Source organism: Gandjariella thermophila, assembly GCF_005405885.1.
Lineage (GTDB): Bacteria > Actinomycetota > Actinomycetes > Mycobacteriales > Pseudonocardiaceae > Gandjariella > Gandjariella thermophila.
Map to the genome: position 1 here is coordinate 1 of NZ_BJFL01000015.1, position 14,379 is coordinate 14,379.

Annotated in this window: 17 protein-coding genes and 1 pseudogene; 10 read left to right on the forward strand and 8 right to left on the reverse strand. The window is 70.9% G+C overall.

All coding sequences use genetic code 11. The annotated features are described in order from the left end of the window. Window positions 1-135: glycoside hydrolase family 15 protein (locus FFT21_RS30710; protein WP_371856813.1), on the forward strand; the 135-nt coding region annotated here is incomplete at its 5' end. 4 nt (window positions 136-139) lie between these two features. On the opposite strand, the gene FFT21_RS15455 is transcribed toward FFT21_RS30710, so the two are convergent. Both FFT21_RS15455 and FFT21_RS15460 read right to left on the reverse strand, forming a co-directional pair. Next, entirely contained in the window at window positions 140-1,492 is a 1,353-nt protein-coding gene (locus FFT21_RS15455; RefSeq protein ID WP_137814577.1) for a sensor histidine kinase, read from the reverse strand. Continuing rightward, a complete protein-coding gene (locus FFT21_RS15460) occupies window positions 1,489-2,172 on the reverse strand; it encodes a response regulator transcription factor (protein WP_137814578.1) in 684 nt (227 codons plus the stop codon). The genes FFT21_RS15455 and FFT21_RS15460 overlap by 4 nt, the downstream gene beginning before the upstream one ends. Before the next feature lie 333 nt (window positions 2,173-2,505). Here FFT21_RS15460 and FFT21_RS15465 point away from each other — a divergent pair, with 333 nt between their 5' ends. The 4 genes from FFT21_RS15465 (at window position 2,506) to FFT21_RS15480 (ending at window position 7,371) form a co-directional block, all read left to right on the forward strand. Further along, the gene (locus FFT21_RS15465; protein ID WP_137814579.1) at window positions 2,506-3,708 is read left to right on the forward strand and encodes an ABC transporter ATP-binding protein; all 1,203 of its coding nucleotides are present in this window, start codon (window positions 2,506-2,508) and stop codon (window positions 3,706-3,708) included. Window positions 3,709-3,779: 71 nt separating this feature from the next. After that, window positions 3,780-5,102 carry an ABC transporter substrate-binding protein gene (locus tag FFT21_RS15470; protein WP_137814580.1) on the forward strand — a complete coding sequence of 441 codons (1,323 nt, stop codon included), beginning with the start codon at window positions 3,780-3,782 and terminating at the stop codon, window positions 5,100-5,102. Then, window positions 5,102-6,469 (forward strand): carbohydrate ABC transporter permease, encoded by a 1,368-nt coding sequence (locus FFT21_RS15475; protein WP_137814581.1) that lies wholly within the window; start codon window positions 5,102-5,104, stop codon window positions 6,467-6,469. Before FFT21_RS15470 ends, FFT21_RS15475 begins: the two co-directional genes overlap by 1 nt. Next, entirely contained in the window at window positions 6,466-7,371 is a 906-nt protein-coding gene (locus FFT21_RS15480; protein WP_137814582.1) for a carbohydrate ABC transporter permease, read from the forward strand. Before FFT21_RS15475 ends, FFT21_RS15480 begins: the two co-directional genes overlap by 4 nt. Before the next feature lie 107 nt (window positions 7,372-7,478). Here FFT21_RS15480 and bfr read toward each other — a convergent pair whose 3' ends face one another. The 4 genes from bfr to gad all read right to left on the reverse strand — a co-directional run bounded on the left by bfr (window position 7,479) and on the right by gad (window position 10,797). After that, window positions 7,479-7,964: a bacterioferritin gene (bfr, locus tag FFT21_RS15485; protein WP_137814583.1), complete on the reverse strand. Its 486-nt coding sequence runs from the start codon at window positions 7,962-7,964 to the stop codon at window positions 7,479-7,481. A 147-nt stretch (window positions 7,965-8,111) separates the two neighbouring features. Then, window positions 8,112-8,303 (reverse strand): (2Fe-2S)-binding protein, encoded by a 192-nt coding sequence (locus FFT21_RS15490; protein WP_137814584.1) that lies wholly within the window; start codon window positions 8,301-8,303, stop codon window positions 8,112-8,114. A 187-nt stretch (window positions 8,304-8,490) separates the two neighbouring features. Then, window positions 8,491-9,243 carry a glycoside hydrolase family 75 protein gene (locus FFT21_RS15495; RefSeq protein WP_137814585.1) on the reverse strand — a complete coding sequence of 251 codons (753 nt, stop codon included), beginning with the start codon at window positions 9,241-9,243 and terminating at the stop codon, window positions 8,491-8,493. A gap of 114 nt (window positions 9,244-9,357) precedes the next feature. Next, entirely contained in the window at window positions 9,358-10,797 is a 1,440-nt protein-coding gene (gene gad, locus FFT21_RS15500) for a glutamate decarboxylase (protein ID WP_137814586.1), read from the reverse strand. Window positions 10,798-11,063: 266 nt separating this feature from the next. Here gad and FFT21_RS15505 point away from each other — a divergent pair, with 266 nt between their 5' ends. After that, a complete protein-coding gene (locus tag FFT21_RS15505; RefSeq protein ID WP_137814587.1) occupies window positions 11,064-11,615 on the forward strand; it encodes a DUF1269 domain-containing protein in 552 nt (183 codons plus the stop codon). A gap of 157 nt (window positions 11,616-11,772) precedes the next feature. On the opposite strand, the gene FFT21_RS15510 is transcribed toward FFT21_RS15505, so the two are convergent. Then, window positions 11,773-12,078 carry an SHOCT domain-containing protein gene (locus FFT21_RS15510; RefSeq protein WP_137814588.1) on the reverse strand — a complete coding sequence of 102 codons (306 nt, stop codon included), beginning with the start codon at window positions 12,076-12,078 and terminating at the stop codon, window positions 11,773-11,775. Between the two features lie 11 nt (window positions 12,079-12,089). Next, on the reverse strand, window positions 12,090-12,461 hold the full coding sequence (locus FFT21_RS15515) for a carboxymuconolactone decarboxylase family protein (protein ID WP_192909557.1): 372 nt from the start codon (window positions 12,459-12,461) through the stop codon (window positions 12,090-12,092). A 711-nt stretch (window positions 12,462-13,172) separates the two neighbouring features. Here FFT21_RS15515 and FFT21_RS30545 point away from each other — a divergent pair. From FFT21_RS30545 to FFT21_RS15530, 4 genes and pseudogenes are all read left to right on the forward strand, one after another. Continuing rightward, a pseudogene (locus FFT21_RS30545) lies at window positions 13,173-13,250 on the forward strand (helix-turn-helix domain-containing protein); the annotation flags it as partial. 242 nt (window positions 13,251-13,492) lie between these two features. Then, the gene (locus FFT21_RS30550; RefSeq protein ID WP_307722939.1) at window positions 13,493-13,693 is read left to right on the forward strand and encodes a Scr1 family TA system antitoxin-like transcriptional regulator; all 201 of its coding nucleotides are present in this window, start codon (window positions 13,493-13,495) and stop codon (window positions 13,691-13,693) included. A gap of 21 nt (window positions 13,694-13,714) precedes the next feature. After that, on the forward strand, window positions 13,715-13,873 hold the full coding sequence (locus FFT21_RS15525) for a DUF397 domain-containing protein (RefSeq protein WP_307722940.1): 159 nt from the start codon (window positions 13,715-13,717) through the stop codon (window positions 13,871-13,873). A gap of 93 nt (window positions 13,874-13,966) precedes the next feature. Continuing rightward, complete coding sequence (locus FFT21_RS15530) at window positions 13,967-14,179, forward strand: DUF2277 domain-containing protein (protein WP_137814590.1); 213 nt, start codon at window positions 13,967-13,969, stop codon at window positions 14,177-14,179. Window positions 14,180-14,379 lie beyond the last annotated feature (200 nt).

Below are 14,379 nucleotides of genomic sequence, written 5' to 3' on the forward strand. Positions count from 1 at the left end.
AACACCGCCGGCCCCACCGGCCTGCTGCCCGAGGAATACGACCCCCTGGCCGAACGCTCCCTGGGCAACCACCCCCAGGCCTACTCCCACCTCGGCCTCATCCGCTGCGCCCAACTCCTGGACCGGATGCTGTGACGGCTCACCTGGTCGACGCCGACCGGGCCCGGCGGGACCACAGCCGCCAGGCCCGCGGTTCGCCGCGCGCGTGATGGGCGCCGGCCTCGCCGAACCGGAGGCGGATCCGCGCGCCCCGCAGCCGGCCGCGATCGACGAAGATGGTGCCGCCGGTGGCCTCCACCGCGTGCCGTGCGATGTCCAGGCCCAGGCCGGTGGAGCCCTGGCTGCTCGCGCCGCGCCGCAGCGCCGCCTCCGGGTCGGCGATACCCGGCCCGCCGTCCTCGACCACCAGCGTCACCCAGCCGCCGTGCCGGACCAGGGTCACCGCCATCGGCACGCCGCTCGGCGTGTGCTGGAAGACGTTGCCGGCCAGGGCGTCCACCACGGCGGCGAGGTCCTGCGCGGGGAGCGGCACGGGCGCGGTGTCCGGCTCGCAGGTGAACTCGCAGCGCCGGTTCTGGTGCTCGGCCAGCGCGGACCAGAACGCCATCCGGTCCCCGACCACCACCGCGGCGTCGCAGGTGGTGCTCGCCTCGCGGCAGGTGTCGCCCGCGGTGCGGATCAACTCGTCGACGTCCGCGCCGAGGGTGGCCACGGCACGGCGGATCCGGTCGGCGACCGGGCCGCCGCCGATGGACTCGGAGTCCAGCCGCAGCGCGGTCAGCGGAGTGCGCAGCCGGTGCGACAGGTCCGCCACCATCTCCCGCTCGCTGGCCAGCAGTTGCCGTACCCGGTCGGCGATCCGGTTCAGCGACGCGGCCAGGTCGGTGAGTTCCTCCGGGCCGTCGATGCTGATCGGCGGGTGTTCCCGGTCGCCGCCGATGGTGGCCGCCGAGGCGGCCAGCGTGCGCAGCGCCGTGACCATCGACGCGGAGCGCAGCCAGGCGACCAGCCCGGCGGCGAGCACACTGCCCACCGCGACCAGGAGCAGCGCCCCGAACCTCGGCAGCAGCCCGGCGAGCGCCGCGTCGCCGGGCAGGTAGACCTCGACCACCGCGGTGTCGTGGTCGACCGTGGTGACCGGCCGCAACCGGGCTGTGCCGCCGGGCGCATCGACGTCGACGGAACCGGACCGCCCCGCGGCCGCGGCCACGTCCTGCGGCCCGACGTGGCTGGTGCCGACGGTCGGCCCGCCGGCCAGGTGCACGGCCAGGTCGCCGCGGGCTCCGGCGCTGGTCATCGCGACCGCCCGGCGCAGCGCGTCGTGATCGACGGTGATCGACAGCACCTGTGCCACCGCGGTGGCCTGCGCCGTGGCGTCGGCGGACGCGCGCGCCCCGGCGTCCCGCCAGTCCAGCACCGTGACCGCGCCCAGCAGCAGCGCGGCGACCAGGGCGGAGGTGAGCAGGGTGATCCAGATCAGGGCTCGTCTCATGTCGGTGCGCAGAGCTTGAGTCCCACGCCGCGGACGGTGTGCAGGTAGCGCGGTCGCGCGGCCGACTCGCCGAGCTTGCGCCGCAGCCAGGACACGTGCACGTCGATGGTCTGGTCGTCGGTGACGTGCGGCTGGTGCCACACGGCGTTGATCAGCTCCCGCCGGGTCACCACGTTGCCCGGCCGGGCGGCGAGGTAGGCGAGCAGGTCGAACTCGCGCCGGGTCAGCTCCAGGTCCTTCCCGGCGAGCTCGACGCGGCGCTGGGTGAGGTCGACCCGCAACTCGCCGACCACGAGTACGTCACTGGTCGGTGCGCGGCTCGCGGTACGGCGCAGCAGCGCGGTGATCCGGGCCGCCAGGTGCTCGCTGGAGAATGGCTTGACCACGTAGTCGTCGGCACCCGAGTTGAGCATCCGGACCACGTTGGCCTCGTCGCCGCGCGCGGTCGCGATGATGACGGGGGCATCGGTGACGCCGCGCAGCATGCGCAGCGTGGTGGCCCCGTCCAGGTCGGGCAGGCCGAGATCGAGGATCACCACGTCGGGCTCGTCCGTCGCCGCCTCCCGCAGCGCGTCGACCGCCGTGCCCAACGCTCGGACGAGATGGCCGCGGTCGGTCAGCGCCTGGGTGAGCGCGGCGCGGACCACCTGGTCGTCTTCGACCAGCAGAACGGTAGCCATGGGAGAGCACGGTAGAGAATGAGTTGTGTGCCGGGCATCGGCCCGCCGGTTTTTCTTCGCCCGGCATGGTCGCCGATCGTGCCGCCGGCCACGCGGTGTGCAGCAGGTATAACGGTGCGCACCCGGTCGATGACGCTCGGTGGATCGGCGGATCGCCTGTTTAAATCAACTGCGACTCAGCCTTAAGGTTTTCTTCGGCCGACCCTCGCTAGCATCTGTGCACCCAAGGAAAAGGTGTGGTGCGGATCACGGGCTGGTTCGCACCGGAATCGGCGCCCGCGCCGGCCGATGACCCGTATCGGTCGCGTCGGTCCGGTGCCGCCAGGAGGTGTCGTGTCGTCAGTTGTGCTCACCGGACTGGGAAAGGTCTATGGGGACGGAACGCGTGCCGTCACCGACCTGAACCTGGAGATCCGGGACGGAGAGTTTCTCGTCCTTGTCGGGCCTTCCGGATGCGGCAAGACGACGGCATTGCGGATGATTGCCGGTCTGGAGGAGGTGAGTGAGGGCACCATCGAGATCGGGGACCGCGTGGTGAACGAGGTCCCTTCCCGGGACCGGGACGTGGCGATGGTTTTCCAGTCCTACGCGCTTTATCCGCACCTGAACGTTTTCGACAACATCGCGTTCGGCCTGTCGCTGCGGAAGCTGCCGAAAAAGGAGATCGAGCGGCGGGTGCGCGAGGTGGCCGGCATTCTCGAACTGCAGGACCACCTGCGCCGCAAGCCCCGGCACCTCTCCGGCGGCCAGCGCCAGCGGGTGGCGATGGGGCGGGCGATCGTGCGCGAGCCGCAGGCGTTCCTGATGGACGAGCCGCTGTCCAACCTGGACGCCAAGCTGCGGGTGCAGATGCGGGCGCAGATCGCCAGGATCCAGCGGGACCTCGGGGTGACCACCGTCTACGTCACGCACGACCAGACCGAGGCCATGACTCTGGGCGACCGGGTGGCCGTGCTCAAGCGCGGCATCCTGCAGCAGGTCGGGCCGCCCCAGGAGTTGTACGACCGGCCGGTCAACCTGTTCGTCGCCGGTTTCATCGGCTCGCCCGGCATGAACGTGCTCGGCGCCACGCTGGAGGTGGGCGACGACGAGCGGTACCGGGTGCGGTTCTGCTCCCAGTCCCTGGACCTGCCGGACAGCGTGCTGCGGGAACGACCGGCGCTGCGCCGGTACGCGGGCCGCCCGGTCGTCCTCGGTATCCGGCCGGAGGACATGGAGGACGCCGAGATCGTCGGCGCGGAGCAGGGCGCCACGCTGCGTTCCAGCGCGGAACTGGTCGAGGCGATGGGCTCGGACGTGCTGGTGCACTTCCCGGTGGACACCAAGCCGGTGACCACCGACGGCGTGCGCGAACTGGTCTCGGACGGCGGGGTGGTGGACCCCGGCCCGCTGGGCGCGGCCGGCGGCACCGTCCTGGTTGGCCGGTTCAGCCCGCGCACCCGGGTCTTCGAGGGGCAGTCCATCGAGGTCCGGGTGGACACCGCCCGGCTGCACTTCTTCGACCCGGAAACCGGATCGTCGATCTGGCACGAGTGAAAGCGAAACCCCACAGGAGGACGGCCTCCACAGGCGAACCGTGTCCACAGGAGACCACAGAGGAGCTGTTGATGAGCCGAAAATTCGGTGCCGTCGCCGTGGCCGGCGCCGTCACCCTGGGCCTTTCCGTCTTCGGGTTGACCGGCTGCGGCGGAGCGAGCGGATCCGGCGGGAACGGTGAGCTTGCCGGCCAGACCATCGAGGTCACCGGGCCGTGGTCGGGCGACGAGCAGAAGGCTTTCCAGAAGGTGCTGGCCGTCTTCGAGAAGCAGACCGGCGCGAAGGTCAACTACACCGCGGCCGGCGACGAGGAACCGACCGTGCTGCAGAGCAAGGTGCAGGGCGGCGCGCCGCCGAACATCGCCATCCTGGCCCAGCCCGGCGCCATCGCGCAGTTCGCCCGCGAGGGCGTGCTCAAGCCGGTGACCGCCGACGTCGAGCAGCAGGTCGACGCGCACATGGCCAAGGCGTGGAAGAACTTCGGCACCGTCGACGGCAAGCTCTACGGCGTCTACTTCAAGGCCGCCAACAAGTCGATCGTCTGGTACAACGACCGGCTGCTCACCCAGGCCGGCTACCAGCCGCCGGCGACCTGGGACGACTTCGTCAAGACGGTCAACTCGCTGTCCGACACGGGGGTCGCCCCGCTGGCGGTGGCCGGGGCGGACGGCTGGACGCTCACCGACTGGTTCGAGAATGTCTACCTGCAGACCGCTGGCGGCGAGGCGTACGACAAGCTCGCCAAGCACCAGATCCCGTGGACCGATCCGTCGGTGAAGCACGCGCTGCAGGTGCTCCAGCAGGTGTTCCAGCCCAAGCTGGTCGCGGACGGCAACGCGGGCGCGCTGCAGACCGACTTCTCCAGCTCGGTGACCAAGGTGTTCAGCGACGCGCCGAAGGCGGCGATGGTGTTCGAGGCCGACTTCGTCGGCCAGGTGATCGCGTCGAACACCAAGGCGAAGGTCGGCGACGACGCGCGGTTCTTCCCGTTCCCGGCGATCGGCAAGCCCGCCGGCAAGCCCAGCGGCTCGGTGGTCACCGGCGGCGACGCCGCGGTGGCGTTCAAGGACGACAAGGCGACCATGGCGCTGATGAAGTTCCTCGCCTCCCCGGAGGCCGGGGTGGAGTGGGCCCGCTCCGGCGGATTCCTGTCGCCGAACAAGGACATGCCGCTCGACTCCTACACCGACGACCTCACCCGCGCCATCGCCAAGCAGATGCTCGGCGCGGACGATATCCGGTTCGACATGTCCGACCAGGCCCCCGCGGAGTTCGGCGCCACCAAGGGCGCGGGCGAGTGGAAGGACCTGCAGGACTTCCTCGGCAACCCGGCCGACGTCGACGGCACCGCGCAGCGGCTCGAGGCGGACGCGGCGAAGGCCTACCACACGTGATGAGTACCCTGCTGACCAGTGATCAGGGCCCTGCCGCCGGCGCCGCCGGCGGCACGGCCCGCACCGGCCGACCGAAGGGCCGTACCGGCACCCGCGGGTCGCTGCGGGTGGCCGCGCTCTACCTGCTGCCCGCCGTCGCGCTGATCGCGATCTACCTGGCCTACCCGGTGGTCTACTCGATCGGTCGCAGCCTGTTCGACCGGTCCGGGGCGACCTTCGTCGGCCTGCACAACTACGCCGAGTTGTTCACCGACCCGCGCACCCAGGTGGCGCTGCGCAACAACGTCATCTGGGTGCTGGTGGCACCCGCGCTGGTGACCGGCCTCGGGCTGATCTTCGCGGTGCTGACCGAGAAGATCCGGTGGGCGACCGCCTTCCGCCTGGTGCTGTTCATGCCGATGGCGATCTCGCTGTTCGCCTCCGGGATCATCTTCCGGCTGGTCTACCAGGAGGACCCGAGCCTCGGCCTGGCCAACGCCGCCGCGGTCACCGTGCACGACGCGTTCCTGGAGCCCTCGAAGTACCCCGGCGCCCGGGCCAGGGACGCGCGGGCGCTGGTCGCCGACCACGGGAACCTGACCACGACCGCGAACTACGGCCGCGGCGACGTGGTACGCCTGCCGCTGGTCGGTCTCTCCCCGCAGAAGCTGCCCCGGCAGGCCGCGCCGGCCCAGGACCTCCGCCCCGACCCGAGGGACCTGCGTGGCGTGGTGTGGCTGGACGTCGCCGCGGGAGGCGGACCTCCGGGCACGCTCGGCGGCGGGAAGCGGGGTATGCCGGGCGTCACCGTGCAGGCCCTGCGGGACGGCCACGTCACGGCGACCACCACGACCGGGGACGATGGCAGCTTCGCCTTCCCGGACCTGTCGCCGGGCACCTACACCATCCGGTTGCCGGCGTCGAACTTCGCCCAGCCGTTCCGCGGGCTCACCTGGCTGGGCCCGGCCCTGGTCACCCCGGTGATCATCTCGGCATGGGTGTGGATCACCACCGGGTTCGCCATGACGTTCATCGGCGCCGGGCTCTCGGCGATCCCCAGGGACGCGCTGGAGGCCGCCCGGGTGGACGGCGCCACCGAGTGGCAGGTGTTCCGGCGGGTCACCGTGCCGCTGCTGTCCCCGGTGCTGCTGGTCGTGTTCGTCACCCTGGTGATCAACGTGCTCAAGGTGTTCGAGCTGGTGTTCGTCATCGCACCCGGCTCGGCGCAGGCCGACGCCAACGTGCTCGCGCTGCAGCTGTGGCAGGTCGCCTTCGGCGCGGGCGGCGGGGACCAGGCCATGGGCAGCGCCCTCGCGGTGGTGCTGTTCCTGCTCGTGGTCCCGGCGATGCTGTTCAACATCCGCAGGTTCCGACGGGAGCGCCGATGACTGCTCTGCCCACCACCGAACCGGTTCGCATCGTGGTCGCCGGCGCGCCCCGCCGGTCCGCGCTGGCCCGGCTGCTCGGCGTGTTCGGCTCCGGCGTCGTCCGCGCGGTGCTGGCCGTGGTCGCGGTGTTCTGGCTGGTGCCGGTGCTCGGGCTGTTTGTGGCCTCGCTGCGGACCGAGTCGGACAACAACACCAGCGGCTGGTGGACGGTATTCACCGCACCCGCCCAGCTCACCCTGCGGAACTACCGCGCACTGCTGGACAACACCGAGATCATGCGGTCCTTCGGCAACACCGTGCTGATCACCGTGCCGGCCACGGTGCTGGTGATCGTGATCGCCGCGCTGGCCGCGTACGCGCTGGCGTGGATCGACTTCCCCGGCCGGGACTGGCTCACCGTGCTGATCGTCGGCCTGCTGGTGATGCCGATCCAGGTCGCGCTGATCCCGATCTCCCGGCTGTACGGGCTGTTCGGGCTGTTCGGATCGATCGCCGGGGTGGTCATGTTCCACGTGGCCTTCGGCCTGCCGTTCGCGGTGTTCCTGCTGCGGAACTTCTTCGCCGGGATTCCTGCCGACCTGCTGGAGGCGGCACGCATGGACGGCGCGAAGGAGTGGCTGATCTTCCGCAGGGTGGTGCTGCCGATCGGGCTGCCGGCCATCGCCTCGCTGGCGATCTTCCAGTTCCTCTGGGTGTGGAACGACCTGCTGGTCGCGCTGGTGTTCGCGGACGACCGGTCCGCGCCGATCACCCTGGCGCTGCGGTCCCAGCTCCGCGAGTTCGGTACCAACATCGACGTGCTGGCCACCGGCTCGTTCCTGTCGATGGTGGTCCCGCTGGTGGTGTTCTTCGCGTTCCAGCGGTTCTTCGTGCAGGGCGTGCTGGCTGGCTCCACGAAGTAGCGAGGTGGCGCCCGGCCACCCGGCGCCGGGCGCGCCGAGGACCGCGCCCCGCGGGTCGTGCCCGAGCCCGGCCCGCGGGGCGTCACCACGCCGGGACCCGGCTGGGGTCAGCCGGCCGTGGGTGGGCGTTCCACGAGTTGGCTGTGGTAGAGCGGCTCGCCGAGGGTGTCCAGCAGCTGCAACTGGGTCTCCAGGTAGTCGATGTGTTGCTCCTCGTCCCGGAGGATGTCCTCGAACAGCCTGGCGGTGGTGATGTCGCCCTTCTCCCGGCACATCGCGATGCCCGGCCGCAGCCGGTCCACCACCTCCAGTTCGATCGCCAGGTCGGCGCGGAACTGCTCGGCCACGGTCTGCCCGATCCGCAGCGGGAACAGCCGCTGGTAGTTGGGCAGCCCCTCGAGGAAGAGGATGCGGTCGGTCAGCCACTCCGCGTGCCGCATCTCCTCGATGGACTCGGCACGGGTGTGCTCGGCCAGCTTGGTGAAGCCCCAGTTCGCCTGCATCTTCGCGTGCAGGAAGTACTGGTTGATCGCGGTGAGCTCGCTGGTGAGCTGCTCGTTGAGCAGAGAGATGACCTCGTCGTCGCCGCGCATGCCGCTCACCCTCCGGATCCGGCCCGACCGCCCGTTCCGCCTGACGGTGGGACCATACGCCCGCGTGGCGAATTCGCCATGGCAAGACACCGGGCCGACCGGCAGCTCACCCGAACCGGGGGGCGGCGCCCTGGTGGGCCGGCGGGCTCAGGCGACGCGTTCCGGCGCGCCGACCTCCCCGGCCATCTCCGCCACCAGCATGCCGAGCCGCTCCACGCAACTTCCGCAGCCGGTACCCGCGGCGCAGCGGTCGCCGATGTCCTCCGCAGTGCGCGCGCCGGCCAGGATGCACTCCCTGACCTCGGGCTCGCTCACCGCCGCGCAGATGCACACGTACATCGACTCCGGTTCCTTCGCCTTGTCGTCCGCCCGCCATGGCCATTTAGGTAAGCCTAAACTAACGGCACGGGCGGGTGACTGGCAAGCGGTCGGCGGTGCGGACCGGCCGGCCGTGCTCGCAGCCGGTCCGGCCCGCCCGCCGGGTGTCAGTGCCTGTTCCGCGAACGCGCGCCGCGGGAGGCGACCGTCAGTTGTTGTCGATGAACTGCTGGGCCAGCGCCCGGCCGCGGGCGACCGCGGCGGCGTGGTTCTCGATGGGCGACACCTTGGAGTTCTTGAACACGATGTAGGTGACCCCGGAGTCCACCCCGCCGTTGCTCGGGTCCGGGTTGATGCCCAGGGCCTTGGCGGTGGCGTAGGACGCCTCGCCGATGATGCCGCTGGGCCCCTCGTCGCCGAAGACGGCGTACTCGACGTGGCCGTTGTAGATCACCGCGACCACGTCGCCGCCCTGGAGGCCGGCCTTCTGGTAGTCCCACCTGCCGCTGGGTAGCGGGATCACCACGTACGGCAGCTTCGCCGCGTTCAGCGGCCGGCCGTCGGACTGGTGGAACGAGGTGTCGGCCTGGAAGCAGCAGTCGGTGTTCTCGTTGCACTGCGACGTGCGCTGGCCGTCGCAGTCGATGTCCATGTCGGCCTTCCAGAAGTAGGCCCCGTTGGCGCCGCAGATCGCGACGGTGGCCGAGCCGGCGTCCTCGTCGGTCTTGTACTTGCCGTTCGAGACCTGGTTGCAGTTCTTGGTCTTGGCCAGCAACTGGCTGGCCGTCGGGGCGCCGTCGTCCGCCAGCGGCGCGGCCTGGACCGAGCCCGCGGTCGTGCCGGCGGCCGGGGAGGCGACCGCGGGTTGGGCGGCCGCGTGCGTCCAGGACGTGCCCAGCGCGGGTAAGACGGCGGCGCCCACGGTGACCAGCGCGGCCCCGAGCACCTTGATCCTGTTCATGCCACCTCGCCGAAATTAGGAAAGTTACTTAACTAACTGCGGCGGCAGAGCAGAAATATGGTCCGCGCCGGGTCCGGCGTCAAGACCGGGCGGTGACGTTCGTCGGGATGGCCGTCATCGGTCGTTCCGGGCCGGATGGCGGACCCGTTGCCGCCGTTCGGCGCCGTGCGTGAACCCGGCCGCCTCGGTGCCGCGGATCGGCGCGGCCTGCCGCTCCAGCAGCGGCAGCGCCCGGCGCAGGTCGCCGATCAGCAGGTCGGCGAGATCGTGGGTGAAGCCGTTGCGCACCACGATGCGCAGCGCCGCCAGGTCCTCCCGGTGCGCGGGGAAGGTGTAGGCGGGCACCAGCCAGCCGCTTTCGCGCAGCGCGGCCGACACGTCGAACACGGAGAAGTCGCGCACCTGCTCGTCCAGGGTGAACGCGAACACCGGCAGGTCACAGCCGTTGGTCAGCAGCCGGAAGGGACCGAGCCGGGCGATCCGCTCAGCCAGGGACATGGCCACCTCCCGGCAGGACTGCTGCACCCGCCGGTAGCCGTCGAAGCCCAGCCGGACGAAGTTGTAGTACTGGGCGACGACCGGGGCCCCGGGTCTGGAGAAGTTCAGCGCGAAGGTCGGCATGTCGCCGCCGAGGTAGTTCACCCGCAGCACCAGGTCCTCGGGCAGGGCCTCGGGGTCCCGCCACACCACCCAGCCGACGCCCGGGTAGACCAGCCCGTACTTGTGACCGGAGGTGTTGATCGACGCCACCCGGTGCAACCGGAAGTCCCATTCCAGGTCCGGGTCGCAGAACGGGGCGACCATCGCGCCGGAGGCGCCGTCCACGTGCACCGGCACGTCCAGCCCGGTGTGCCGGTGCAGCTCGTCCAGCGCGGCACAGATCTCCGCGACCGGCTCGTAGCTGCCGTCGAAGGTGGACCCCATGACGGTGACGATGCCGATGGTGTTCTCGTCGCAGTGCGCCACCGCCTCCTCGGCGCCGAGGTGCAGCCGGCAGCCCTCCACGGGCACCAGGCGTGGCTCAACGTCCCAGTAGTTGGCGAACTTGTCCCAGCAGACCTGCACGTTCGCGCCCATCACCAGATTGGGGCGCTCGGTGGGCCTGCCGGCCGCCCGGCGGGCGTGCTGCCAGCGGCGCTTCAGCGCCAGCCCGGCGAGCATGCACGCCTCGCTCGACCCGGTGGTGGAGCAGCCGGGTGCGGCGGCCGGATCCGGGGCGTTCCACAGTTCGGCGAGCATGTGCACGCACCGTGACTCCAGGTCCGCGGTGCGCGGGTACTCGTCCCTGTCGACGATGTTCTTGTCGAGTGTTTCCGCCATCAGCCGCTGGGCCTGCGGCTCCATCCAGGTGGTGACGAACGTGGCGAGGTTCAGCCTGGCGTTGCCGTCCAGCATCAGCTCGTCGTGGACGAGCTGGTAGGCCACCTCCGGATCGACGCCCCCGAACGCCAACCGGTCGCGCGGCACCCGGACCGGCTCCCTGGTGAAGAGCGGGTTGACCGAGACCTCGGCACGAGGGTGCGCGCGATCGTATGTCGGATGTGACAGGGGCATGCGAGCGACCCTAACGACCACGGGTCGGCACGGCCGGGCGAGCGAAGCGGGCGAATGCGACCTTCAACCGGACGAGCGAGCGCGGCCACCGTGCGAAGCAACCGGAACCGCCCGAACCGGCGACCGCCCGGACGGATGACCGTTCCGCCCGGCGGCATCCCGCGGTTCACCCGCTGCGGATGAGACGTCCCGGCGTTTCCGCTGGTGGACTGGGTTGAAGGGAGGGTGCCACGCGCGCGGATGTCGAGTGTCGAGGAGGCACGACCATGGCGGATCTGATCGCAATCGGGTACGACGACGAGGCCACCGCGGCGCGGGCCGCGGACGAGGCCCGGCGGCTGGCGCGGGATCTCATCATCCAGCCGGACGCCATCGCGGTGATCGTGCGGGACAAGGAGGGCAGGTTCCACGTCACGACCAGCCACCATCCGGTCGGTTCGGGTGCGGTGTGGGGAATGTTCTGGGGCATGCTCTTCGGGCTGCTGTTCTTCGTCCCCTTCTTCGGCCTGGCCGTCGGCGCGGGCCTGGGCGCGCTGATGGGCAAGATCGCCAAGTCCGGCATCGACCGCGAGTTCCAGGAGCAGGTGCGGGAGATGGTGAAGCCGGGAACGTCCGCGCTGTTCCTCATGGTGGAGAAGGTCACCCCGGACAAGGCGGTCGAGGCGTTGCGGCAGTACGGCGGCACGGTGCTGAAGACGTCGCTGAGCAGGGAGGGCGAGCAGCAACTCCAGGACGCGCTGCACGGCGGCGAGGCCAAGGTGCCGGAGCCGACGCCGGCTCCGGGTGCGGAGACGCCGACCCGGACCCAGCGGAGCTGATCATCGGCGTTGCGCATGCCGTTCATTGTTGGGGCCCGCCGCCGCCGTGCGGCGGGCTTCGACCGGGTGAACCCGCGCCGCGGCGGCCGCCACCAGGCAGAACGCCGGCGGGTTCACCTCGTGCGGGCGTGTCGGCCCTGGCCTGCGGGCCGGGTGGTCAGCCGCGCAGAATCCGGGCCTTCGCGGCGGCGAACTCCTCGTCGGTGAGGGCGCCGCGACGGTACATCGCGTCCAGGCGGGCCAACTGGTCCAGGATGGACGGTGTCGGCTGCTCGGGCACTCCCGCCGCGCGGGCCGGTTGCCCCTCCGACCCGGACTCCGAAGTGGACGCCGCGGTGGCCGTTGTGGACCCGCCCGCCGACCCGGTGTCCGGTGTGGACGCTGCCGGGATTCTCCTGCCCGGGTGGTGGCCGCCGCCCACGGCGGCGGCGCGCAGCACGGGTCGTCGCCGGTAGATGGTCATGGTGCCTCCGATCAGGAGAACTCCTCGCCGCCGGGGAGGGAGAGGCCGAGGGCGAGCGCGATCTCCGGGGCGGCGGCGACCACCTTCGGCATGCCGACCTGCGAGGCGACCGCGCGCAGCACGCCGAGCATGTCCGCCGGGGCTACTCCGGCCTCCAGCGCCTGCGGGATCTGCCCCAGGTAGGACGCCGGCGGCGCGTCGAGCGCGATCAACACCGCGATCCGGACCAGGGCGAAGGTCCGCGCATCCAGCCCGCTGCCGGCCCGATCCTCGGCGCGTGCCTGCTCGGCCGGCCGCAGCACGCCGAGGTCGCCGGCGGACAGCCTGGCCAACGCCTCGCGGGTGGGCTGATCGACCTCGACGGTGGGGGTGTGCGCGGTCATGCGTACCTCCATCCTCCGCGGGTACGAGTACGGCCCCGGCACGGAAAGTTCGGAGTGCCCGGTGGCCACCGCGAGTTCCGTGGCCCGGCGCCGGCCGGGCCGTCACGGGGAGACCGCCGCCCTCACGCTGCGCCGCCGCCGGCGAGCGGCACATCACCCGCGCCGGGTGAATCCCCCGGTGGGCCGCACATCACCGACGGCGCGACGACGGTCGGTCCCAGCGCGGGCACGCTGACGGACCCCCGGGGGCACAGGAACCCGGGGGTCAGCATGGGTTCGATCACTCGGCGCGACGCTCGCGGCGACCGGTCCACCGAACCGGCGGACGGCCAGGGCCAGCGTTTCCAGGAGTTCCGCCAGCGTTGTCAGCTCCGCGCTGCTGATCGCAGCCACAGGCACCGGTGTGTGGCGTCGGCGATGACCCACTCCGCCTCCCGCGGCCACACCGCGAGCGTGCGCGCGTCGGGCGTCGGTGGTCGCTCCGGCGCGATGTCCGTTCCTCTCACGGCTGTTGACCTCCGGCCGGCCCCGTTGGTGTTTGGCTCCACACCGTGGCTGTGGCAGCTACAGCTACACCAGTGCTCCTTTCGGGTGGCCTTTGTCGGCCCCCGCCGGACACGAGAGGATGTGTTGCATGCCTGCTAACACCTCGCCACGCGCGCCGCGCTGTCGGCGGCGTTACGCGAGGCACGGAAGGCCAGCGGCATCGGCGTGCGTGAGTTGGATCGTCTCCTGTCCATCTCACCGACGGAAATATCCCACTGGGAGAACGGGCACCAAACGCCGAAACTGGAAACCGTGGCGGTGATACTCGCGGCCATTCGGACTTCTCCGGAAGAGCGGGAACGGATCCTCGACCTGGCGCGCAACGAGAGCGAACCGAATTGGCTCACGGTGGGCATGAACGGCATCCCTCAGCAACTCGCGGGCGTGGTCGAGCATGAGCGGGCAGCTTCTCGGCTCACCGACTGCCATGCGTCCGAACATCACGATCCGCGTGATACCAGTTGGATACTGGTTGGCATCCGGGTGTGGCCGGGCCGTTCGTACTCTTTGAGTTTCCTCGCGCCTCACCCGTTGTCTGTTTCGAGCCCCACAGTTCCGGGGCGTTCGTCCCCACAGAACACGACGTGACGGAGTATCGAAGGGCGATTGAATGGCTCCGTCGGATAGCGAAGACCCGGAAGACTCCTGCGACTTCCTGCCCACCGTCGTTCGAGAATTGGAGGTAGCAGCGTCGTGAACGCATACCGTTGGCGAAAGTCAAGCCGTTCCAGCCTCAACGCTCCTGCGTTGAGGTTTCCGGCACGCTGGACGCGATCCGTGACAGCAAGAATCCCACCGGCCCCGTGCTGCGGGCGGACGTGACCGCGCTGGTGCGGGCCGTGAAGGCGGGCAAGCTGGACCGCTGAGCAGCCGAGCGGCGCGGCGAACCCCCGGCCATGGTGGCCGGATCGCGTCTCGGCGCTCTGGGTGCTCCGGCCGGCGGAGAGCACAATGCGGGCATGTGCCGGAGCATCAAGACGCTGCGCCCGCCGTACGCGGAGAGCGTCACCGAGACCGACATCCGCGCCGCCGCCCTGCAGTACGTGCGCAAGGTGTCGGGCTTCCGCCGGCCGGCCGCGCACAACGCGGCGGCCTTCGACCGGGCCGTGGCCGAGATCGAGCGGGCGACCGCCGAGTTGCTGGCCGCGATCGAGGTGCGCGGCGCCCGCTGATGGCCGCTACCCGGGGTGCCCACCACCGGCACGCGGCTGGCACGCCCCGGTTGAGGAGGCGCACGCGTGCTCCGATTCGCCGGGCCAGGCGGCGACCGGTCGCCGGCCGGGTGGACCGCGACGTGCACGGACGGCCGGTTTCGCCTGACGAACGGCCGACCGTCAGGGTTACGGTGTGTCTCGAGCAACTGTCTCGGGAG

Bases quoted from the DNA above. Each gene is read 5' to 3' on its own strand.
- FFT21_RS15505 (WP_137814587.1), top strand. From the start codon at position 11,064: ATGGCGGATCTGATCGCAATCGGGTACGACGACGAGGCCACCGCGGCG.
- FFT21_RS15515 (WP_192909557.1), bottom strand. From the start codon at position 12,461: ATGACCGCGCACACCCCCACCGTCGAGGTCGATCAGCCCACCCGCGAG.
- FFT21_RS15455 (WP_137814577.1), bottom strand. From the start codon at position 1,492: ATGAGACGAGCCCTGATCTGGATCACCCTGCTCACCTCCGCCCTGGTC.
- gad (WP_137814586.1), bottom strand. From the start codon at position 10,797: ATGCCCCTGTCACATCCGACATACGATCGCGCGCACCCTCGTGCCGAG.
- FFT21_RS15480 (WP_137814582.1), top strand. From the start codon at position 6,466: ATGACTGCTCTGCCCACCACCGAACCGGTTCGCATCGTGGTCGCCGGC.
- FFT21_RS15510 (WP_137814588.1), bottom strand. From the start codon at position 12,078: ATGACCATCTACCGGCGACGACCCGTGCTGCGCGCCGCCGCCGTGGGC.
- FFT21_RS15490 (WP_137814584.1), bottom strand. From the start codon at position 8,303: ATGTACGTGTGCATCTGCGCGGCGGTGAGCGAGCCCGAGGTCAGGGAG.
- bfr (WP_137814583.1), bottom strand. From the start codon at position 7,964: ATGCGCGGCGACGACGAGGTCATCTCTCTGCTCAACGAGCAGCTCACC.
- FFT21_RS15460 (WP_137814578.1), bottom strand. From the start codon at position 2,172: ATGGCTACCGTTCTGCTGGTCGAAGACGACCAGGTGGTCCGCGCCGCG.
- FFT21_RS15530 (WP_137814590.1), top strand. From the start codon at position 13,967: ATGTGCCGGAGCATCAAGACGCTGCGCCCGCCGTACGCGGAGAGCGTC.
- FFT21_RS15495 (WP_137814585.1), bottom strand. From the start codon at position 9,243: ATGAACAGGATCAAGGTGCTCGGGGCCGCGCTGGTCACCGTGGGCGCC.
- FFT21_RS15475 (WP_137814581.1), top strand. From the start codon at position 5,102: ATGAGTACCCTGCTGACCAGTGATCAGGGCCCTGCCGCCGGCGCCGCC.
- FFT21_RS15470 (WP_137814580.1), top strand. From the start codon at position 3,780: ATGAGCCGAAAATTCGGTGCCGTCGCCGTGGCCGGCGCCGTCACCCTG.